Consider the following 21,091-nt stretch of genomic DNA (forward strand, 5'->3'; position numbering starts at 1 on the left):
GCAGCGGGGAGGAGGCGTGAGCTTCGACGCCGACCTGCTCGTCGCCGGCGGCGGCCCGGCCGGGCTCGCGACGGCGCTGCTGGCCCGGCAGGCCGGGATGTCGGTGGTGGTGGTCGAGCCGCGCGCCGATCCCATCGACAAGGCTTGCGGCGAGGGGCTGATGCCCGGTGGGCTGGCCCGGCTGCTGGCCCTCGGCGTCGACCCGGCCGGGGTGCCGTTCCACGGTATCGCCTACCACGCGGGGCAGCGCTCGGCCCACGCCCGCTTCGCGGCCGGTCCGGGCCGCGGGGTCCGCCGCACCACCCTGCAGGCCGCCATGCGCGAGCGCGCGGCGCAGGCCGGCATCGGCCGGCTGTCCGGCCGCGTCGCCGCCCTGCGCCAGGACGCCCACGGCGTCGAAGCGGCCGGGGTACGCGCCCGCTGGCTGGTCGGCGCCGACGGCCTGCACTCGCGGGTACGCCGGGAAACGGGCATCGCCTCGGCGGCCGGCAGCCCGGCACGGTTCGGGCAGCGGCGGCACTACGCCGTCGCGCCCTGGTCGGACCTGGTCGAGGTGTGGTGGTCGGCGCACGCCGAGGCCTACGTGACCCCGGTCGCGCCCGACCTGGTCGGCATCGCGATCCTGCACCGGCGGGCCGGGCTGGGCTACGACGCCCTGCTCGACGGGTTCCCTGAACTGAAGGAGCGGCTCGGCGGCGCGGAGCCGGCCGGGCCGGTGCGCGGGGCGGGCCCCCTGCGCCGCACCGTCCAGGCCCGGGTCCGGGGCCGGGTGCTGCTCGTCGGCGACGCCGCCGGCTACGAGGACGCGCTCACCGGCGAGGGCGTCAGCCTGGCCCTGAACCAGGCCGAGGCGGTGGTCTCCGCGCTGGTCAGCGGCGACCTCGCCGGGTACGAGGCGCAGTGGCGGCGGCGTACCCGCACCTACCGCCTGCTCACCCGGGGGCTGGTGCTGCTCACCGCGGCCCGGCCGGTGCGCGGCGCGGTCGTGCCGATCTGCGTGGCGGTCCCGCCGCTGTTCCGCGGCGCGGTCAACGTGCTGGCGGGATAGGGCGTTACATCACTGTGTCGGACCCGTGGGTCGGGCCGGGCGCTCGGATACGGTGTGGGACATGTTTAGCGGCTTCAAGAATTTCATCATGCGCGGCAACGTCGTCGACCTGGCCGTTGGTGTGGTCATCGGCGCGGCGTTCACGACCCTGGTCAACCAGTTCACCAAGTCGTTCCTGGAACCAGTGATCAAGCTGGTCGGCGCGGGCGGCGACAAGGTCGGCGGCGAGTGGGAGATCGGCACCAAGAACGTCATCGCCTGGGGCGCCTTCCTCAACGCCGTCATCACCTTCGTGCTGACCGCGGCGGTGCTGTACTTCCTGGTCGTGCTGCCGATGAACAAGCTGGCCGAGCGGCGCAGCAAGGGCAAGGAGCCCGAGCCCGCCCCGGTGACCGAGGACATCCGGCTGCTCACCGAGATCCGCGACGCGCTGGTCGCGGCCCGGGTGCCCGCGCAGGCCGTGCGCCAGGACGCCGACCAGCCGGCCGAGCGCTGAACCACGCGGCGGGCGGTGTCACGCCGCCCGCCGCTACCGCGGCCCGTCGGTGAGCGCGATCGCGAGCACGTCGGGCACGTCGGCGTCCTTGAACGGCGGAGGCCGCAGCAGGATGAACGCGGTCGGGTGGCGTACCACCAGGCCGGTGACGTTCTCCTCGCGTGCGTCCTGGGGCAGCGCCTCGGACCAGGCGGTCTCGCCGGTCGCGGGGTCGATCGCGGCGATCCGCTGCTGGGCGACCACGTAGCAGTACCTGCCGTCGGGCGACGCCGCCAGGCGGGCGCCGCGAGCGTTGATGTTCCAGCGCTGCCCGCCGGTGTCGGTGCGGAACCCGTAGATGCGGTCGGCGGCCATCAGCACCGTGTCGCCGATCATCTCGACTGCGGCGACCGGCTTGTCCGAGGGCTCCCGCCACCGGGTCTCGCCGTCGGAGAGCCGGAACACGCGCAGGTCGCCGCCTTCGCGTACGAGCAGGTGCGTGGGGCCCAGCCGGGCCTCCACCGCCTCCCAGGCGTCCTCGGGCGGGCCGCCGTCGGGTCCGCCGGGACCGCCGGGGCCGCCGCCCGGCGGCGGCCCGCCCTGCCCCTCCCTGGGCGGTGGCTTGAGCTGGTACGACTGCTGCCACCGCTGGACGCCGGTGGCCGCCTCGCGCACCGTGATCCGCACCGTGCCGTTGCGCTCCTGCCGGGTGACCAGCCAGGACATGTCGGCGACCAGCGGTGACTCGACCACGTCCTGCCGCCACACCGGGGCCCCGACCCGGTTGAACGCGCGGACCGAGCCGGGCAAACCCACGAACGCCCGGTCGGTGGCCAGCGTGACCTCGCCGACGGTCCCGCCGGCGTCGATGGCCTGGAAGCCCACCCGCCCGGTCGCGTTCTCCACCCGCCACAGCCGGCTGTCCGCGCTGACCAGCACGGCCGGTCCCCAGTCCCGGACGGCGACCGGCTCGGCGTCGATCGGCACGCTCCAGGCCTGGTTCTGGCCCGCGCCGGCCGGGTCCGTGGCGAACACCCGCCGCCCGTCGGTGCCGATCAGCCGGCCGCTGTCGGCCACCACGAGGTGGTTCGGGCCGGGCACGGTCTGCGAGTTGACGTGCCAGCGCAGCGAGCCCTGCCGCAGCGGGCCGGTCGGGGACGGCGAACCGGCCGGGCCCTGGACGGGTGTGCCACCCGGGGCGTCGGGGTCCGTGCCGTTGCGGGTCGCCGCCCACACCCCGCCCGCGGCCAGCCCGAGCGCGCCGAGCATGGCACCTGCCAGGACCGGCCGCCGCTGCCACACCTTGGGCGTGCCCCAGGTCGGCGCGGGGGACTCGATGACCGCGGCCTCCCCGCCGGGCAGCGCGATCAGCGGCTGGAACCAGCCGGGCGTCGGAGTCGACACCCCGGTGCCGATCAGGATCCGGCCCAGCTCCTTGGCGGTCGGGCGGTCCTGCGGGCGCAGGCTGATGCAGCGCACGACGAACGGCCGCAACTGCACCGGCAGCGGCGTCATGTCGAACCGGCCCTGGGTCACCTGGTTGATCTGCTCGAACATGCTGCCGCCGCTGATCAGGGTGCGGCCGGTGGCGGCGAAGTACAGCGTGGCGCCGAGAGAGAAGATGTCGCCCGGCGATCCGGCGTCCTCGCCCTGGATGCGCTCCGGGGCCATGTAGGACGGGGTGCCGACGTTGACGCCGGTGGTCATCCGCTCGGCGTCGTTGGCCAGCGCGATGCCGAAGTCGATGATGTGCGGGCCGGTGTCGTCGAGCAGGATGTTGGCCGGCTTGAGGTCGCGGTGCACCAGGCCGGCCCGGTGGATGGAGGCCAGCGCCTCGGCCAGGCCGGTGGCCAGGGTCAGCGCGGCGGTCACCGACAGCGGGCCGCTGGAGCGCACCCGCTGCTCCACGCTCGGGCCCTCGATGTAGGTGGTGGCCAGCCACGGCGACTCGGCCTCGGTGTCGGCGTCGACCACCGCGGCCGTGAACAACGGGTTCACCAGGCGGGCCGCGGCCACCTCACGGCTGAACCGGCGACGGAACATCGGGTCGGCGGCCAGCTCCGGGCGGATCACTTTGATCGCGACGTATCGCCCGCTCGGTGACTGTCCCAGGTAGACACGTCCCATGCCGCCGCCGCCGAGCACCCCGACCAGCCGGTACGACGCTACAGAGTGCGGGTCGGTGGTTCCCAGCGGCCTCATACGTCACCTTTACTCGGCTCCCAGTTGCGCTCCCGCGCGGCATACTATCCCCGTCCAGCCTCGACGGGTGGTTCGACACCACATACAACAGTCGTGATTGGATCGCCCGACTGGGAGCGCTTCGGCAGTCATCATGCCCTGCCGTCCGGTTGGCCGCCCAGCCAGGGTAGCGAGTCCCATGGATTGGTACCCCTGTTCGAAGCACGTGTAGAATCCCTGCTCATGGCGCACGTACACCAACCGTCGATGTTCGATCTTGATGAGCGGGCGACCCTGGGGCCACTGGCCGGGGCGGTGACCCGGCACCCGCTCACCCGCGGGGCCTGGGTCGACCACCTGCCCGGCTGGGTGCACGGATCCGAGCAGGTGCTCGAAGCGCTGCTGGAGCAGGTCGAGTGGCGCGCCGAACGCCGCGAGATGTACGAGCGCGAGGTCGACGTGCCGCGCCTGCTGCGCTGGTACGGCCCCGACGAGACGCTGCCGCACCCGGTGCTGACCGAGGCCCGCGCCGCGCTGTCCTCCTACTACGCCCCCGAGCTGGGCGAGCCGTTCGTGTCCGCGGGCATGTGCCTCTACCGCGACGGCCGCGACAGCGTCGCCTGGCACGGCGACACCATCGGCCGCGGTAAACATGCCGACACCATGGTCGCCATCGTGTCGTTCGGCGAGCCCCGGCCGCTGCTGCTGCGCCCGCGCGGCGGCGGCGAGCAGAGCATCCGCTTCCCGCTCGGCCACGGCGACCTGGTCGTCATGGGCGGCTCCTGCCAGCGCACCTGGGAGCACGCCATCCCGAAGACGGCACGCCACGTCGGGCCGCGGGTGAGCGTGCAGTTCCGCCCGGTCAACGTGGCCTGAGCCGCCTGGTCAACGTGGCCTGGGCCGCCCGGTCAACGTGGCCTGAGCCGCCCGGTCAACGTGGCCTGGGCCGCCTGGTCGACGTGGCCTGGGCCGCCCGGCCGGTCAGCCCTGCTCGCCCAGGCCGAGGCGCTCGCGCAGCTTGCCGCGCCGGTCCTCCAGCACCGCGACCAGCGCCTCCTGCTCCTCGGCACTGCTGATCAGCAGCGCGGTGTCGCCCGGGTCGCCCGGCCCGTCGTCCCTGCTGCCGACCTCCTGCCGGATCTTCTCGGCCTGGCCGCGCAACTCCGCGATCATCGCGTCGACCTGCTCCAGCTCACGCCGCATCGCATTCTCGTCACTCATACGCCCATTCTCGGCTCCCGCCCCATGTCCGGAGCCCCTTCCACCGCCCGGACACGCCAAAGCCACACCCATCCCCGCGCCGCGCCGCGCCGCGCCCGCAGTTTCGGGGAAAGTGCATCCAACGGCGAGCCGATGCCTGCACTTTCCCCGAAACTGCAGAGCAGGAGACGCCGGGACGGCGGAGGGTCAGGGCGTGGCGGGGAGGGTGGCGAGGTAGGTGGTGATGGTTTCGGCGGCTGCTGCGGGCTGGTCGAGGTGTACGTCGTGGCCGGCGTCGAGCACGGTGACCAGGTGCGTGTCCGGGCGGGTGACCATCCGGGCCACCTCGGCGTCGCGCATGATGCCGCGTTCGCCGCGCAGCACCAGCACCGGACCGGTGAGGCTGTCCCACTGGGCCCACGACGGGGCGCCGACCAGCGCGGCGATCGAGTCCACCATCGCGTCGCGGGCGAACCTCGGCCACAGGCCGCCGTCGCGTTCGACCAGGCCCGCCGCCCAGCCCGCGCCGACCGGTCCGCCGCCGAGGAACTCGGCCGCCTGCGCGCGGGAGGCGAACGGCACCGGCCACGAGTCCAGCCAGCCGCCGATCTCCGCGGGCAGCTCCGGCGAGTCCGCCTCCGGCCCGGCCTCGATCATCACGAGCCCGCCGACCAGGTCCGGTCGCGCCGCCGCGGCCAGCATCGCGGTGTGCCCGCCGAGCGACTGCCCGACCAGCACCGCCGGGGCGAGTCCGAGCCGCTCGATCAGGAACACCACGTCGTCGGCGTACGCCTGCCGGGACAGGTCCGCGGGCACCGGCTCCCCGGCGACATGCGCGCGCTGGTCGACGCCCACGATCCGGTGACCGGCCGGCAGCAGGCGCGCCAGCTCGTCGAACTCACCCGCATGCCCCGCCAGGCCGTGCAGCAGCACGATCGCCGGCCCGTCGCCGCCGGAGTCGTGGCAGTCCCAGCGCACACCGTCGCGTTCCAGCCGCACGTCGCATACCCCCGTCGTTCGCGCTTCGGGAAGCCCTTTGCCCCGGTGCCGCCGTGATCCATACTGCCGCAGTGACGATGCCGCCCGACAACCTGCTCGAGTTCCTGCGCAAGTGCGGGGTCGCCCTGTGCCTGGCCGGGGAGACGGCCAACCGCATCCCGGACGAGCTGGTCGCGATCGCCGACGCGTACGGGGTGGGCGACGTCGAGTTCCTCGTCGTGCCGACCGGCGTGTTCGTCCGGGCCGGTGCGGAGGGCGGCGTCACCGTCGACTTCGCCAACGCCGACGGGCCGCCGCTGCGCCTGGACCAGGTGGCCCGGCTGTACACGCTGTTCGAGCAGGTGAAGGCCGATCCCATCCCGCCCGCGGAGGGCATCGCCCGGGTCCAGGAGATCCTCGACGCGGAGCCGCGCTTCGGCGCGGTCGTCACCGTCTTCGGCCACGGCGTGCTCACCGTCGGCATCGGCCTGCTGTTCGTCCGCGACGGCCGGGCGCTGGTCAGCCTCGCCCTGCTCGGGCTGCTGGTGGGCGTCCTGCGGCTGCTGGCCGAGCGGGTGCAGGTGCTGTCCCTGGCGCTGCCCGTGGCGGCGGCGATGCTGGTGACGGTGCTGGCCTACCGGTACAGCCCGGAACTCGGCGCGGACCCGGCCAGCCTGCTGATCCCGCCGCTGGCCACGTTCCTGCCCGGGGCGGCGCTGACACTCGGCGCGCAGGAGATGGTCACCCGGTCCATCATCAGCGGCGCGAGCCGCCTCGTCTCCAGCGTGTACGTGCTGCTGCTGCTCACCTTCGGCATCTACGCCGGGATGCAGATCGCAGGACCCGCCCAGGGCATCGCGGAGACCGAGCCGCTGGGCGTGTGGGCGCCGTGGGTCGGGGTGCTGGTCTTCGGCGTCGGCATCTACCTCAACAGCTCCGCGCCGCCCCGGTCGCTGCCGTGGCTGCTGGTCACGCTCGTGATCGCGTACACCGGGCAGTTCCTGGCCGGGCTCTGGGCCGGCGGCCTGTTCGCGGCGTTCGTCGGCGGGCTGCTGATCGTGCCGCTGGCCAACGCGGTGCAGCGGATGCACGGCCCGCCCGCGCAGGTCGTGTTCCTGCCCTCGTTCTGGCTGCTGGTGCCCGGCGCACTCAGCCTGGTCGGCGTCACCGGCGTGACCGGCCTGGTCGAACTGTCCGACACCGGCCGCTCCAACCTGGTCACCGCATTCCTGACCGTCGTCGCCGTCTCCCTCGGCGTCCTCGTCGGCTCCAGCCTCCTGTCCAACGTCACCGCCACCTCCCGCCTCCTCACCTCCCGCTCCGCCTGACCGCCCCGCCCCCGCGTGGCGCAACTCTTAAAGAGTCGCGGCCTCGGCGGGTGCCGGTGGCCGCGACTCTTTAAGAGTTGCGCAAGGGGAGGGAGGGGTCAGGCGCCGAGCTGGCCGACGTCGGTGATGGTGAGGATGGCCTGGCCGTGTTCGTCGGAGGCGGCTAGGTCGACTTCGGCGCTGATGCCCCAGTCGTGGTGGCCGTCGGGGTCGTCCAGGATCTGGCGGACCTTCCAGACGTCCTTGCCCTGCTCGATGATGATCCGGGCGGGACCGCGGGCGTCCGGCCCGATGCCGATCTCGTCGTACAGCTCGTAGTACGGCGCCAGCGCCTCGCGCCAGGCCTCGCTGTCCCAGCCGTCGGCCTCGTCCAGCTCGCCCAGCAGATCCCAGCGCCGGCGGGCGGCCAGCTCGACCCGGCGGAACAGGGCGTTGCGCACCTGCACCCGGAACGCGCGCACGTTGCGGGTGACCGCGGGCGGCGCGGCCTCGACCGGGGCGTCGCCGGGGTTGCTGAGCTGCTCCCACTCGTCGAGCAGGCTGGAGTCGACCTGGCGGACCAGCTCGCCGAGCCACTCGATGACGTCGTGCAGCTCCTCGGTCTTGCTGTCCTCGGGCACGGTCTGGCGCAGCGTGCGGTACGCGTCCGCGAGGTAGCGCAGCACCAGGCCCTCGGAGCGGGTCAGGCCGTAGTAGCTGACGTACTCGGTGAAGGTCATGCCCTTTTCGAACATGTCCCGGACCACGGCCTTCGGGGACAGCCGCTGGTCGTCGACCCACGGGTGGCCCTTGCGGTAGGACTCGAAGGCGACCTCGAGCAGCTCCTCCATAGGCTTGGGCCAGGTCACGTTCTCGAGCAGCGCCATGCGCTCCTCGTACTCGATGCCGTCGGCCTTCATCTGCGCGACGGCCTCGCCCTTGGCCCGGTCCTGCTGCGCGTAGAGGATCTGCCGCGGGTCCTCCAGCACTGCCTCGATGATCGACACCACGTCCATGGCGTACCCGGGGTCGTCCATGCCGAGCAGCTCGATGGCGGCCACCGCGAACGGCGACAGCGGCTGGTTGAGCGCGAAGCCGAGCTGGAGCACGTCGGTGACCCGGATGCGGCCGTCCTCGGTCTGCTCCACGATGCCCGCGGTGCGCAGCGCCCGGTAGATCATGACGGCCCGGCGGATGTGCTTGCGGCGGGCGGTCGGCGTCTCGTGGTTGTCGGTGAGCAGGTGGCGCATGTTGGCGAAGGCGTTGCCGCCGCGCTCGATCACGTTGAGCACCATGGCGTGGCTGACGTTGAAGCTGGACGTCAGCGGCTCGGGCTCGGCGGACACGAGGCGCTCGAAGGTGGGCTGCGCCCAGCCGATGAAACCCTCCGGCGGCTTCTTGCGCACCAGCTTCTTCAGCTTCTTCGGGTCGCCCGCGGCCTTGGCGGCGGCCTTCTCGTTCTCGACCACGTGCTCCGGGGCCTGCACGATGACGGTGCCGAGGGTGTCGTACCCGGCCCGGCCCGCGCGTCCCGCGATCTGGTGGAACTCGCGCGCCTTGAGCAGCCGCATGCGCTGGCCGTCGAACTTGTTCAGGCCGGTGAACAGCACCGTGCGGATGGGCAGGTTGATGCCGACGCCGAGGGTGTCCGTGCCGCAGATGACCTTCAGCAGGCCGGCCTGGGCCAGCTGCTCGACTAGGCGGCGGTACTTGGGCAGCATGCCCGCGTGGTGCACGCCGATGCCGTGGCGCACCAGCCGCGACAGCGTCTTGCCGAAGCCCGCCGTGAACCGGAAGGTGCCGATCAGCTCGGCGATGGCGTCCTTCTCCGCGCGGGTGCACATGTTGATGCTCATCAGCGCGCTGGCCTGCTCCAGGGCCGCGGCCTGGGTGAAGTGCACGATGTACACCGGGGCCTGCTTGGTGGACAGCAGCTCCTCGATGGTCTCGTGCAGCGGCGTGGTGACGTACGAGTGGAACAGCGGGACGGGCCGCTCGCCGGAGCTGACCACGGCGGTGGGCCGCCCGGTGCGCCGGGACAGGTCGTCGACGAACCGGGTGACATCGCCCAGGGTGGCCGACATGAGCACGAACTGCACGTTCGGCAGCTCGATGATCGGCACCTGCCAGGCCCAGCCCCGGTCGGGCTCGCTGTAGAAGTGGAACTCGTCCATGACGACCTGGCCGACGTCGGCGTCCGCGCCGTCGCGCAGGGCGAGGTTGGCCAGGATCTCCGCGGTGCAGCAGATGATCGGCGCATCCGGGTTGACGGCCGCGTCGCCGGTCATCATGCCGACGTTGTCCGGGCCGAACGCCGCGCACAGGGCGAAGAACTTCTCCGACACCAGCGCCTTGATCGGGGCGGTGTAGAAGGTGCGGCGGTTGTCGGCGAGGGCGGCGAAGTGCGCGCCGAGCGCGACCATGCTCTTGCCGGAGCCGGTCGGCGTGCTCAGGATCAGGTTCGCCCCGGAGACGATCTCGATCAGCGCTTCCTGCTGTGCCGGGTACAGCGTGATGCCCTGTTCGGCCACCCAGCCGGAGAAGGCGTCGAAGAGGGAGTCGGCATCGGTGTCGCGGGGGAGGTGATCAGTGAGCGTCATGGTCCGTAAATAGTCTCACGTCGCCCGTCCTCGCAGCGCCTGCCGGGGCCGTAGCCACCCGTGCCGCGTGGCGTACGCCACGATCGTGCGCCCGCAGCCATGATCCACGGGGCGATCTCGCCTTGATCGCTCGACTTGCCAGGCGCCTGCGGGAAAGGCCGGCCAGGATACGCCCACCTGCCGGGCAGGTCGGACGATCAAGGGCCGGACGACGGGTGATCATGACGTTGGGCCGGCGACACGCCGTCGAGCCGTGCCATAAGTTCATGATCAACTAGCGGGTGGCGCGCGGGGCGGGCCGGATGCCGGCCCGCCCCGCGGTCGTGGTGCTAGCGCTTGGGCTGGTTGTTCTTGGGCTGGTTGCCCTTCTTGGACTTCATGGAGGTCGGCGAGTTGCCCGCCTGCTCCTTCTTCTGCGGCAGGGTCGCCGTGGCCGCCGCGTGTTCATGTTCGGCCTCGGTGTGGTTGATGGAATGCGCGTTCGCGCCACCGGCCGCCTGGTGCTGCGAGTTGCCCGCGTGGGGGGCGTCCTCGTTACGGGCTGCGCGCGGGTCGCGTTCGGGTCGGTTGTTCTTCGCCATGCTGCCGTGCCTCCTCGAGCCTGGGCCTCAGCGCCCTGCTGACACCCACGGCCCACGCTAGAAGAGCGGCGGCTGCCTTTGCGGCAGAATGGACATACTAGGCATACCGGCCGGTAACGAAGGTCAGCCTGCGTCTCGGCCCAGGTACGCGGCCAGCCGGTCGGCCTCGGTCGCGCCCGCCGGGGCCGGACGTTCCGCGCCGAACGGGCCGCCGTCGCGGGGCATCCCGTCCAGAAAGGACCGCCAGCTCGCCAGCACGCGGCGGGCCAGCTCGGGGGACAGGTCCGTGCTCGCGCCGAGCGCGCGGGCCAGGTCCCAGCCGTGCGTGGTCAGCTCGTTGACGACGTGCTGCACGGTCACCGCGCCCGGCTGCGGGCCGATCGGCGTCGGCGCGACCTCGGTCAGGTAACCCGGCCGGTGGAACGCGGCACGGGCCCGCGCCGCGTGCTCGCCGAACGCGGCCACCGGGTCGGCGTAGTCCGGCTCGTCCTCGGGCGGCGGCGCTCCCTCGGCCAGGGTCGCGTACCGGTCGTGGAGGAACGCCAGATGGCGCAGCAGCCGCCGGACCGTCCAGTCCGCGCACGGGGTCGGGTCGTCCATGCGCTGCGGCGGGACCGTGCCCGCCAGCGCGCCGACCTCGGCGGTGATCGTGTCGTACGCGGCCAGCGGGTCGTCCAGGGTCAGATAACCGTCCATGGCCGGATCCTGCCCCGACCGTGCGGCGTTCACGCCTGCGCCTGGCGCAGCGTGCCCGGGGCCGGCGCGCCCTGCCAGCGGATCTCCTTGGCGGTGTCCAGCGCGCAGGTCCACAGCCTGCCGTCCGCGCCGACGGTCGCCGCGCACGCCCGCCCACGCGAGTCCACGGCGACCGCCGGGGCTCCGGTGAACAGCTCCCCCGACGCCGACCAGGCCGCCGCCTCCCCGGGCCGGTGCGCGCCGGTGATGCCGACCCGGCCCGCGTCGTCGCGGCGCAGCAGGCGCAGGCGGCCGTCGCGGAGCAACCCGGCCACCGCACCCGTGCCCCCGCCGGCCGGGACCGTGGTCCCGACCCCGGCCTGCAGCACGGTGAGCGTCGCCCCGTCGGCGTGCCCGACCAGCACCGGGCCGTCCCCGCCGGTCGCGGTGCGGGCCGCCGACAGCGCCCCGTCCATCACGCCGCGCAGCACCACCTGCGGCTCGCCGAAGCGGCCCGCGGGGGAGTCCCGCCGCCAGCACAGCAGCTCGTCGTCGGTCACCGCGTACACCTCGGTGCGCGGCCCGGCCGACACCGCCACCAGCGCGTCGCGGACGCCCTTGCCGCCCAGCCGGAGCCACGGACCCCAGCGCCCGTCGGCGGTCCGGGCGCGCATCGCGACGCCGCGGTCGAAGTCGCGCACGAACACGCTCAGACCACCATCGGCGTCGGCGACCGCGACCGGCATGCCGACCTCCCTGGCCCGCACCGGGTCGTCGCCCGCGTCCGGGTTGCCCAGCTCGGCCCACGTCACCGTGCCGCCGGACGGCTCGCCGTGCATCACGGCCAGCCGCGGACCCGCGACGGCCAGATCCTGGCGTACGCCGAACAGGTGCACCCGGCCGTCCGGCGTGGACACCGCCGACAGGTGCGGCAGCAGGTTCTCCCCGCCCACCGGCTCCGGCGCGGACCAGTCACCGGGGTCCGCGCCGCGCCGCCACCGCAGCGCCGTGCCGCCGAACACCGCGTACGCGGCCAGCCCGTCGCCGGACGGGACCAGCCACGTGGTGCTGCCCGGGTGCCGGTAGGTCTGGCTGCGGCCGTAGCGCTTGGCCCGCGAGCGCGTGCCGACCTGCAGGTCGCCGCAGCCGTAGGGCGCCGCGCAGGCGTGCCCGTCGGCCCAGCCGTAGACGTCCAGATAGGAGAACTTGCGCTCGTACACGGCCGGGCTGAGGTTGCGCGGCCAGTACTTGTTGAAGTAGCCCCGGTAGCTCTGCACCTGCACCGCTTCGCCGGCCCGCCGGTGGCGGCGCACCGCCTCGAACGCGAACCAGGCCGCGTAGAGGTGGTCGGTGTGGTCGGAGTAGTCGACGTGGCCCTCGGCGTACTTCAGGTGCTCCGGCGCCGGGTCGAGGGTGCGCACCACCGTCGGCTCGGCCGTGTCCAGCAACGACGCCAGGATCGCGAACACCTCGGCCCGGGTGAGCTGCCCGGCCGCGGGCAGCGGGCTGTCGGTTGGCCGCAGGTAGGGCTGGGCGTCGCGACGGCCGTCCCACAGCCACTCCAGCCGGTTCGCGCCGCCGCCGCTGACCGGCGCGCGCAGGTTGAGGAACGCCAGCGTGACGTGCGGGGCGGCGGCCAGCGTGGCGGTCTCGTACACCGCGTCGCCGACGTGGCGGACCTCGCGCCGCCACGGGCTGTCGGGATTCCCGGTCGCCATCGCCGCGTACGCCGACCGGATCCCGTACTGCCGCGCGGCGGCGTACCCCTCGAAGTCGGGTTTCGGGCCGCGCTCGTCCAGCGGGGCGTTGATCCCGTTGGCCTCGCCCGCGGTGAGGTAGACGCTGGTGACCGCGTTTCCACCGTCCAGCGCCTGCATCACGTCCGGGTTCAGGAAGTACAGGTCGTCGTCGGGGTGGGCGCAGATGTTGACGAACGCGGCCGGGCGCGGCGGCGCGGCCGCCGACCAGACCCGCTCCCACGGCCGGGTCAGGCCCAGCCCGACCACCCCGCCGCCGGCCAGCAGCAGGGCGCTGAGCGCCGTGCGCCGGTGCAAGGTCAACCGTCCTGTCGCGCGGCGTCCGGCCCCGGCAGCTCCCACGGCGCCGCCACCGGGAAGTAGGCCGTCAGGAAGCCGCGCAGCAGGCGGTGCCGGGACTGCCGCTGCTCGGGCGTGCCGTCCTCGTCGTTGACGCAGAAGACGTCCTGCTCGCGCCGGGCCAGGATCTTCGCCAGCTGCTGCTTCGCGTCGGACGCGGCCAGGCTCACGTAGGTGCTGGTGATCCGGTCGATGGCGGCCCGGCCGGTGGCCAGCGCGTAGTAGTGGTACGCCGAGGACACCAGCGACACGTCGGACGGGTCCCGGAACCGGTTGCCCGCGGTGCGCTCCAGCTCCTGGGCGTACCGGTCGGACATCTCGGCGAGCACGTCGCGGCGCAGCGCGTGCGGCACGTGCTTCATCTTGTAGGTCAGGTGCCGGCCGAAGTCGCGCGCGATGAGCGTGCGGTTGTTCTTGCCCGCCACTGTCGGCGCGAGGTCGGCGGCGTCCGCGGGGCCCGGGTCGACCTTGCCGCGCGACGGGAACAGCTTGGACAGGCCGTTGGGCTGGAAGAACTTGAGCGTGTTGACCGGGCGGCCGACGAACACGTCGTCGTTGAAGTAGACGAAGTTCTCGCTGAGCCCGTCGATGTGGTGCAGCCGGCTCTCGATGGCGTGTGAGTTGAACGTGGGCAGCCGCCCGTGGTCGCCGAACAGCTCCTTGTGGCTGACCACCCGCACCCGGTCGTGCAGGGTGTCCAGCCAGGACGGCACCTGGTCGTCGGTGACCAGCCAGATCCGGCGCACCCACGGGGCGTACAGGTGCAGCGAGCGCATCGAGTAGCGCAGCTCGTCGTGGTTGGCGAACCGCGACTCCCCGGCCGCCTGCACGGTCAGCGGCCGGTCCTGCGCGCCCAGCGCGGCGTCACGGCGTGCCTGCCAGGCCGGATCGCTGTCGTCGACCCACGTGTAGACCACGTCGACGGGGAAGGTGATGTCGTCGAGCAGGGTGCCCGCGAACTCCGGCCGGGTCGGGCGCTGCGGCTGGCCGGGCACGTGCGCCGACGTCATCCGGGTGAAGACCGCCTCGTCCAGTTCGACCGTCTGGCCGGTGGCGGGAACCCGGTCGGCGGCCCGGTTGGGCCGGGGCGCGTGCAGCGGCCCCTGCGGGGTACGCGACCACACCTCCACGTCGCAGCCGTGCGCCGTGCCGAGCAGCAGCGCCCCCGACGGGTCGCAGACGTACTGGATCAGCCGGATCACCCGGTGCCCGGCCAGGGTGCGCCAGGCGTGGTTGGAGGTGGCGGGCATCGGCGTCTGCACGCCCTGCTCGGTCACCGCCGCCACGAACAGCGGCCGCCGCAGCGCCTCGCGCCGCAGCGCCGCCCACGCCTCGCGCCGACCGCCGGACCCGATGGCCACCGCGGACGCCTTGTCGTCGTAGCCGCGTACGCAGAAGTGCGCCACGCCCGCGTCGCGCAGCACCGTCAGCACCGTCTCCAGGTTGAGCCGCCGCGCCGCCAGCGGCGTCGCCTCCGCCAGCGGCCGGGCCAGCGCCGGCCCGTGCGCGGTCGGCACCAGCCGCAGCTCACTGGTGTCGTAACGGCTGTTCAGATGCCACCGCACCGCCGCCCGCGCCCACCGTTCGGCCGGGCCGCCGGCGCGTCTGACGCGCGGCAGAAGCAGGTCCACCGACCTGCGGGAGAGCGCGGCCATCGCGGCCGAACGACGGGGCACCTGGAAGATCACGCCGTAATAACGATCGTGATCACCCAAAGGCGACTCCCCGCCCCCGCTTTCTGAAAACCTTCTGTGAACGGAGGAAGGGCATCGTCGGCTCGCGTCAGCGGGACGCGCGGCGGCTCTGCACATCGCCCCGCGTAGAGGAAGGGCGCCTTCCTGACGCGCCCCCGGTGGTGAGCCGGACTTCGGGACCGTCACACCGGACGGGGGCGCGGCGACGGCACGGGCAGTGTGGTGGCAGGCTGGGCCCATGCTGGACGCGACAGAGGTGGCCGAGGTCGAGCGGGCGGTGCGCCGCGTAGCCGAGGAGCAGATCCTGCCCAGGTTCGGCCGCCTGTCCGCAGCCGACATCGCGTTCAAGTCGTCGGAGACCGACTACGTCACCGTCGCCGACCGCGCGGCCGAGGAGGAACTGGCCAAACACCTGACCGCGCTGGTGCCCGGCTCGGTCATGGTCGGCGAGGAGGCCGTCGCGGCCGACCCGGCGCTGCTGGCCGCGATCGACGGCGACGCCCCGGTGTGGATCGTCGACCCGATCGACGGCACGCACAACTTCGTCAGCGGCAGCCCCCGGTTCACCACCCTGGTGGCCCTGGCCCACCGCGGCCGCCTGCTCGCGTCATGGACGTACGCCCCCGTGATGGACCTGATGGCGGTGGCCACCGCGGGCGGCGGCGCCTACGTCGACGGCCAGCGGGTCCGGGTCCGGCCCGTCGAGCCGATCCTGCGCCACCTCGACGTCAGCGTCTCACCGCCGATCTGGTGGGAGCCTTCGCAGCGCGCCGGGTTCCATCAGCTCAGCCGGCACGGGGTGGCGCTGTCGTTCTTCGACACCTCGGGCCTGGAGTACATCCAGCTCGCCAGCGGGCGGCGTACCGCGATGGTGCTCACCTGGGAGCTGCCCTGGGACCACGCCGCCGGGCTGCTGCTGCACGCCGAGGCCGGGGGAGTGGCCATGGCCGCCGACGGCAGCCCGTTCCGCCTCGCCGGCGGCAACCCCCTGCCCTTCCTGGTCGCCCCCGACCCCGCCACCGCCCACCTGGTGCTCTCCGCCCTGACCCCCGCCGCGGGCTGACCCCCCCGCGCGAGGCCGCGTCAGCGGGCTGACAGGGCCGTGGTGATCAGGCCTACGGTGGTCCAGTCGATATCCGGGTCGGTCAGCAGGTGGGCGTAGGTGGTGAACTCCAGGGCGGTCTGCTCGCCGTCGGCGGTGACGCCGTGGTGCTGCGGGCCGGACTCCAGCGCGGTCAGCTCCGTTTCGGTCAGCTCCAGGCTGAACAGGTGCACCCGGTGTGCCGACACGGTGGCGGCGGGCTGGCGTACGCCGTGCGAGCGCAGCCGCGCCGCGTCCACCCGCAGGCCCGTCTCCTCGGCCAGCTCCGCGAGCGCGACCTGCCGCGGGTCCGCCGCACCCGGCTGCGACCCGCCCGGCAGCTCGTGCACGCACCCGTCGGAGGTCACCGCACTGGACCGGAACTCGCGCACCAGCACGATCCGGGTCTCGGGCAGGCTGTCGGCGGGCAGGTAGGCGACGACCGCGCTGACGTCCGGGCGGCCGATCACCACCTCGTTGTCCTTGACCCGCCCCTCCGCGGCCACCGCCACGCCTACGTGCGCCGCCCACCAGAACGGCCGCCCGTCCACGCCCGGCCACGTCCATGCCACCCGCGCCGAGCGCAGCCCGTTGCCGGCCGCCTCCTGCCCGGCCAGCCACGTCCGCACGCCCTCGTCGCGCCACAGCGCCAGCGGCAGCTCACGGTGCGCGCCGGCCCGCCGGGCCCCGCCGCCGAGCAGTGCCAGTGCCGCGGCCAGGGTGTCGTCGAGGGTGTCCGCGACCGGCGCGCCGTGCAACTGCGCGTAGTGCGACAGGTAACGCAGACCCGGGGCGTCCGGCGGCGCGCCGAGCACCACCCGGCCGCTGGACTCCCAGCGGCCCCATTCGACATTGGTGGTGAACCCGGGCAGCGTGGCCAGGTCGCGCGGCACCCAGAACACCACCGCGTCGGACAGGTGCAGGCTGTCGTCCTCCCACCGCACCTGACGCAGCCAGCCGTGCGGCATGCCGCCCTCGGGCCGCTCCGGCACGAACACCACCAGCCGCCCCGGCCCGGTCCACTGCTGTTCCAGCAGTTCCAGGGCCTGGGGCCGCCAGGACGCGACCTCGGGCGAGCGGGGCGTCGGCCCGGCCAGGAACAGGGCCGCGTCCCAGGAGTCGGGGGGCTGCTCGCCGGCGTACACGGTGACGACCTCGCGCGGGCTCTCCATGCCGATGATCGTCGCACGCGCCGCGGCGGCCATGTCGATCGTCGGTAGGGTGGCCTGATGCGTGTACGGCCGGTGACCCCCGACGGGCTGGTGGACGAGCTGGTCGAGCGGATCGCGTCGGACGCCGATCCGGCCGGGTTCCTCCGGGTGGCGCTGGACGGCGCGCCCGCGGCCGGGCCGGACCGGCTCGCCGAGGCGCTGGTCGTCCCGCTGCGCGCGCTCGGCCACGAGGTGCTGCACGTGCGCACCGAGGACTTCCTGCGCCCGAGGTCGGTGCGGCTGGAGTTCGGCCGTACCGACCCCGACTCCTACTACGAGGGCTGGTACGACGAGGCCGGCCTGCGCCGGGAGGTGCTCGACCCGCTCGGGCCGGGCGGCACCGGCCGGGTGCTGCCGACGCTGCGGGATCCGGTGCGCGACCGGGCCACCCGGGCGGAATACGTCAGCCTGCCGCCCGGGTCGGTGCTGCTGCTCAGCGGGGACCTGCTGCTCGGCTCCGGGCTGCCGTTCGAGCTGGCCGCGCACCTGGTGATGTCCCCGGCGGCGCTGGCCCGGCACACCCCGCCCGAGCTGGCCTGGACCCTGCCCGCGTACGCCCGCTACGCCGCCGAGGTGGCCCCGCAGACGTTCGCCGACGTGGTGGTGAAGGTCGACGACTCCCGCCATCCGGCGATCATGTCTGTCGATTAAGCCGCGCCGCCGGCGGGCGGGAGCGCAGGATGACCCCAGGGGACTGGCTACAGGGGGTAATCATGACCACGGCTAAGCAGATCATGCACCTGGGCGCGCAGTGCGTGCCCGAGAACGAGACACTGGCCCGGGCCGCGCAGCTGATGCGCGACATGGGCGTCGGCTCGCTGCCGATCTGCGGCAGCGACGACAAGTTGCGGGGCATCATCACCGACCGTGACATCGTCATCAAGTGCATCGCGTCGGGCGGCGACCCGAACACGATGACCTGCATCGAGATGGCCAAGGGCACGCCGATCTGGGTCGACGCGAAGGCCGACGAGGACGAGATCCTGAAGCTCATGGAGCAGCACAAGATCCGCCGGGTGCCGGTGATCGAGGATCACCAGATCATCGGCATGATCAGCGAGGCGGACCTGGCCCAGCACCTGTCGAACGAGAAGCTGGCGCACTTCGTCTCCACCATCACGGCCGCGCCGCCGACGCGCGGCTGAGCGTACGAGAAAGGGGCGCCCCGGTCGGGGGCGCCCCTCGTGCTGTGCCGGGGTCAGTGCGCGCCGACGCCGGTCAGCGAACGCACCTCGAGCTCGGCGTACTTCTGCGGGTCCGCGGGCTCGCGGGACAGCACGGTGCCGAGCCAGCCGCACAGGAAGCCGACCGGGATCGAGATGATGCCCGGGTTCGACAGCGGGAACCACTGCCAGTCCGAGGTCGGGAACATCGCGGTCGGGCTGCCGGACACGACCGGCGAGAAGAACACCAGCACCACGGCGGTGATCAGACCGCCGTAGATCGCCGCGGTCGCGCCCGCGGTGGTGAACCGCTTCCAGAACAGCGAGTACAGGATCGCGGGCAGGTTGCCCGAGGCCGCCACCGCGAAGGCCAGCGCGACGAGGAACGCCACGTTGAGGCTCTGCGCGTAGATGGCCAGCACGATCGCGACCGCCCCGATGGCGAACGCGGAGATGCGGGCCACCCGCACCTCGCCGCCCTCGCTGACCTGGCCCTTGCGGATGACGCTGGCGTAGATGTCGTGCGCCAGCGAGCTGGACGAGGCCAGGGTGAGTCCGGCGACGACGGCGAGGATGGTGGCGAAGGCGACCGCTGCGATGATCGCCAGCATCGCCGCGCCGCCGTTCGCGCCGCCGAGGAACTTCTCGCCGAGCACCTGGGCCAGCTGCGGGGCGGCGGTGTTGCCGCCCTTGTCCTGGGCCGTGATCGCCTCGCTGCCGACCAGCGCCGCCGCGCCGAAGCCCAGCGCGAGCGTCATCAGGTAGAAGGTGCCGATGATGCCGATCGCCCACAGCACGCTCTTACGGGCGGCCTTGGAGTTGGGCACCGTGTAGAAGCGGATCAGGATGTGCGGCAGGCCGGCGGTGCCGAGCACCAGGGCGATGCCCAGCGACAGCAGGTCCATCTTGTTGTAGAAGGTCTGCGCCGCGTCCCCGGCCACCTCCTTGCCGTAGCGCAGGCCGGGCTCCAGGAACGCCGTGCCCTTGCCGGACTTGGTCGCGGCGTCGCCGAGCAGGTCCGACAGGTTGAACTTGAACGCCGCCAGCACCAGCAGGGTCATCACCGCGGCGCCGACCATCAGCAGGAACGCCTTGACGATCTGGACGTACGTGGTGCCCTTCATGCCGCCGACGGTCACGTACACGATCATCAGGATGCCGATGAAGATGATCGTGGCGATCTTGGCGGTGTCGGCGTCCATGCCCAGGAAGTGCGCCCCGGGCTTGATGCCCAGCAGCAGCGCCACCAGCGCGCCGGCCCCGACCATCTGGGCCAGCAAGTAGAAGATCGACACCACGATGGTGGAGATCGACGCGGCCACCCGCACCGGTGTCTGCCGCATCCGGAACGCCAGCACGTCGGCCATCGTGTACTTGCCCGAGTTGCGCAGCAGCTCCGCGACCAGCAGCAGGGCCACCAGCCAGGCGACCAGGAAGCCGATCGAGTACAGGAAGCCGTCGTAGCCGTTCAGCGCGATGATGCCGGCGATGCCGAGGAAGCTCGCCGCCGACATGTAGTCGCCGCCGATCGCCATGCCGTTGGAGAACCCGGAGAACGACCGGCCGCCGGCGTAGAAGTCGGCCGCCGTCTTCGTCTGGCGGCTGGCCCAGATCGTGATCGCCAGCGTGATCAGCACGAAGAGCACGAACAGGACGATGGTCAGGGTACGCGAACTCATACGGCCACCTCCTTGGGCTGCTCGTCGGCGTCGAACTCGCCGGACTGGATGCGGGCGTTGAGATCCTCGGCGACCGGGTCGAGGTTGCGGTCGGCATAGCGGGCGTACAGCCAGGCGATGAGGAACGTGGTCACGAACTGCAGCAGCCCGAAGATCAGCGCCACGTTGATGTTGCCGAACAGGATCGTGCCCATGAAGTCGCGCGCGTACGCCGACAGGATCACGTACAGGGCGTACCAGCTGAAGAACGCGATGGTCATCGGGAACACGAAGCGCCGCAGCGAGCGGCGCAGCCCGCTGAACTCGGGGCTTTCCGCGACGCGCTCGTAGCGGTCCGGAGCGTCGGTGCTCATGAATCACCAGCCTCGGTAAGGGGAGGGAGCAACGTGGCACGTCGCCGTATGTGCGACGGGTCACAGTGCGGTTGCCCGCAGGCTAGGGACCTGCGTGTCGATCTGTGAACCGGCCGAAGCGGACATGGGCGGCGTTCGCGCCGAGCGGTCGCCCGTACGCGCCCAGCGGCGCTTGCCCGCGCGCCGAACGGCAGCGCTCCCACCCGGCCGGCCGAGAGGTCTTCCCGCCGGTCCGTCGCGCACGAGTGCCCTCCGGTGGGCGCCGACGCCGGACCCTGTGCCCGCGGACCAGGCCTTATAGCATTGCGGCGTGAGCCGAGAGGTCGAGGAACTGAACCGGCGCCTGCTCCGCGCCCGCGACGCGATGGACCGCGCCTACGCCCAGCCCCTGGACGTCGCCGCCGTCGCGGCGGTGGCGCACCTGTCGCCGGCGCACTTCAGCCGCTGCTTCCGCACCGTGTTCGGCGAGACGCCGCACCGCTACCTGCAGCGGCGGCGGGTCGAGCGCTCGATGTTCCTGCTGCGGGAGACCGGCCGCACCGTCACCGACGTCTGCTTCGACGTCGGCTTCGCCAGCCTCGGGACCTTCAGCCGCACGTTCCGGCAGATCGTCGGGCAGACGCCGTCGGACTACCGCAGCGGCCACCACCCGGTGGGCGTGCCGCACTGTGCCCTGATGGCCAACACCCGACCGCGCACGGCAGCCGCCCCGGCCGCGGCCTGATCGAGCAGTTCTGGATAAGCCCAGGCGAAGGCGGCTCGCCTAGCC

19 protein-coding genes are annotated in these 21,091 nt (G+C 72.9%); 8 read left to right on the forward strand and 11 right to left on the reverse strand.

The window, feature by feature from the left end; translation table 11 throughout:
- Positions 1-16: 16 nt before the first annotated feature.
- Positions 17-1,048: an NAD(P)/FAD-dependent oxidoreductase gene (locus tag F6W97_RS18725; RefSeq protein ID WP_155371658.1), complete on the forward strand. Its 1,032-nt coding sequence runs from the start codon at positions 17-19 to the stop codon at positions 1,046-1,048.
- Positions 1,049-1,109: 61 nt separating this feature from the next.
- Complete coding sequence (gene mscL, locus F6W97_RS18730) at positions 1,110-1,544, forward strand: large conductance mechanosensitive channel protein MscL (protein WP_155371659.1); 435 nt, start codon at positions 1,110-1,112, stop codon at positions 1,542-1,544.
- 33 nt (positions 1,545-1,577) lie between these two features.
- On the opposite strand, the gene F6W97_RS18735 is transcribed toward mscL, so the two are convergent.
- A complete protein-coding gene (locus F6W97_RS18735) occupies positions 1,578-3,725 on the reverse strand; it encodes a protein kinase domain-containing protein (protein ID WP_155371660.1) in 2,148 nt (715 codons plus the stop codon).
- 222 nt (positions 3,726-3,947) lie between these two features.
- Here F6W97_RS18735 and F6W97_RS18740 point away from each other — a divergent pair, with 222 nt between their 5' ends.
- On the forward strand, positions 3,948-4,580 hold the full coding sequence (locus tag F6W97_RS18740; protein WP_155371661.1) for an alpha-ketoglutarate-dependent dioxygenase AlkB: 633 nt from the start codon (positions 3,948-3,950) through the stop codon (positions 4,578-4,580).
- A 105-nt stretch (positions 4,581-4,685) separates the two neighbouring features.
- On the opposite strand, the gene F6W97_RS18745 is transcribed toward F6W97_RS18740, so the two are convergent.
- Together F6W97_RS18745 and F6W97_RS18750 are read right to left on the reverse strand one after the other, a co-directional pair.
- The gene (locus tag F6W97_RS18745; RefSeq protein ID WP_155371662.1) at positions 4,686-4,925 is read right to left on the reverse strand and encodes a hypothetical protein; all 240 of its coding nucleotides are present in this window, start codon (positions 4,923-4,925) and stop codon (positions 4,686-4,688) included.
- A 186-nt stretch (positions 4,926-5,111) separates the two neighbouring features.
- Entirely contained in the window at positions 5,112-5,903 is a 792-nt protein-coding gene (locus tag F6W97_RS18750) for an alpha/beta fold hydrolase (RefSeq protein WP_230686797.1), read from the reverse strand.
- Positions 5,904-5,980: 77 nt separating this feature from the next.
- Here F6W97_RS18750 and F6W97_RS18755 point away from each other — a divergent pair, with 77 nt between their 5' ends.
- Positions 5,981-7,210: a threonine/serine exporter family protein gene (locus F6W97_RS18755; RefSeq protein WP_230686810.1), complete on the forward strand. Its 1,230-nt coding sequence runs from the start codon at positions 5,981-5,983 to the stop codon at positions 7,208-7,210.
- Positions 7,211-7,308: 98 nt separating this feature from the next.
- Here F6W97_RS18755 and F6W97_RS18760 read toward each other — a convergent pair whose 3' ends face one another.
- The 5 genes from F6W97_RS18760 to F6W97_RS18780 all read right to left on the reverse strand — a co-directional run bounded on the left by F6W97_RS18760 (position 7,309) and on the right by F6W97_RS18780 (position 14,856).
- Positions 7,309-9,789: a DEAD/DEAH box helicase gene (locus F6W97_RS18760; RefSeq protein WP_155371664.1), complete on the reverse strand. Its 2,481-nt coding sequence runs from the start codon at positions 9,787-9,789 to the stop codon at positions 7,309-7,311.
- Between the two features lie 329 nt (positions 9,790-10,118).
- A complete protein-coding gene (locus F6W97_RS18765; protein ID WP_155371665.1) occupies positions 10,119-10,370 on the reverse strand; it encodes a hypothetical protein in 252 nt (83 codons plus the stop codon).
- Positions 10,371-10,493: 123 nt separating this feature from the next.
- Positions 10,494-11,066, reverse strand: coding sequence for a TIGR03086 family metal-binding protein (locus F6W97_RS18770; RefSeq protein ID WP_155371666.1), 573 nt, complete (start codon positions 11,064-11,066; stop codon positions 10,494-10,496).
- Between the two features lie 29 nt (positions 11,067-11,095).
- Complete coding sequence (locus F6W97_RS18775) at positions 11,096-13,099, reverse strand: PIG-L family deacetylase (RefSeq protein ID WP_155371667.1); 2,004 nt, start codon at positions 13,097-13,099, stop codon at positions 11,096-11,098.
- 2 nt (positions 13,100-13,101) lie between these two features.
- Entirely contained in the window at positions 13,102-14,856 is a 1,755-nt protein-coding gene (locus tag F6W97_RS18780; protein WP_155371668.1) for a stealth family protein, read from the reverse strand.
- A 217-nt stretch (positions 14,857-15,073) separates the two neighbouring features.
- Here F6W97_RS18780 and F6W97_RS18785 point away from each other — a divergent pair, with 217 nt between their 5' ends.
- Positions 15,074-15,898: an inositol monophosphatase family protein gene (locus F6W97_RS18785; RefSeq protein ID WP_155371669.1), complete on the forward strand. Its 825-nt coding sequence runs from the start codon at positions 15,074-15,076 to the stop codon at positions 15,896-15,898.
- A 20-nt stretch (positions 15,899-15,918) separates the two neighbouring features.
- Here F6W97_RS18785 and F6W97_RS40785 read toward each other — a convergent pair whose 3' ends face one another.
- Entirely contained in the window at positions 15,919-17,121 is a 1,203-nt protein-coding gene (locus tag F6W97_RS40785; RefSeq protein ID WP_230686798.1) for a nucleoside 2-deoxyribosyltransferase domain-containing protein, read from the reverse strand.
- Between the two features lie 24 nt (positions 17,122-17,145).
- Here F6W97_RS40785 and F6W97_RS18795 point away from each other — a divergent pair, with 24 nt between their 5' ends.
- Together F6W97_RS18795 and F6W97_RS18800 are read left to right on the forward strand one after the other, a co-directional pair.
- On the forward strand, positions 17,146-17,778 hold the full coding sequence (locus tag F6W97_RS18795) for a nucleoside/nucleotide kinase family protein (protein ID WP_155371670.1): 633 nt from the start codon (positions 17,146-17,148) through the stop codon (positions 17,776-17,778).
- A gap of 62 nt (positions 17,779-17,840) precedes the next feature.
- Positions 17,841-18,272: a CBS domain-containing protein gene (locus tag F6W97_RS18800; protein WP_155371671.1), complete on the forward strand. Its 432-nt coding sequence runs from the start codon at positions 17,841-17,843 to the stop codon at positions 18,270-18,272.
- A gap of 53 nt (positions 18,273-18,325) precedes the next feature.
- Here the strand turns inward: F6W97_RS18800 and F6W97_RS18805 are convergent, their stop codons facing one another.
- The gene (locus tag F6W97_RS18805; RefSeq protein ID WP_155371672.1) at positions 18,326-19,969 is read right to left on the reverse strand and encodes a solute symporter family protein; all 1,644 of its coding nucleotides are present in this window, start codon (positions 19,967-19,969) and stop codon (positions 18,326-18,328) included.
- A complete protein-coding gene (locus tag F6W97_RS18810; RefSeq protein WP_155371673.1) occupies positions 19,966-20,322 on the reverse strand; it encodes a DUF485 domain-containing protein in 357 nt (118 codons plus the stop codon). Before F6W97_RS18810 ends, F6W97_RS18805 begins: the two co-directional genes overlap by 4 nt.
- A gap of 310 nt (positions 20,323-20,632) precedes the next feature.
- Between F6W97_RS18810 and F6W97_RS18815 the strand changes: the two genes are divergently transcribed.
- Positions 20,633-21,046, forward strand: a complete 414-nt coding sequence (locus F6W97_RS18815) for a helix-turn-helix transcriptional regulator (RefSeq protein ID WP_155371674.1) — start codon at positions 20,633-20,635, stop codon at positions 21,044-21,046.
- The last annotated feature ends 45 nt before the right edge of the window (positions 21,047-21,091 follow it).

Origin of the sequence: Catellatospora vulcania (assembly GCF_009720385.1) — a bacterium.
Taxonomy (GTDB): Bacteria; Actinomycetota; Actinomycetes; order Mycobacteriales; family Micromonosporaceae; genus Catellatospora; species Catellatospora vulcania.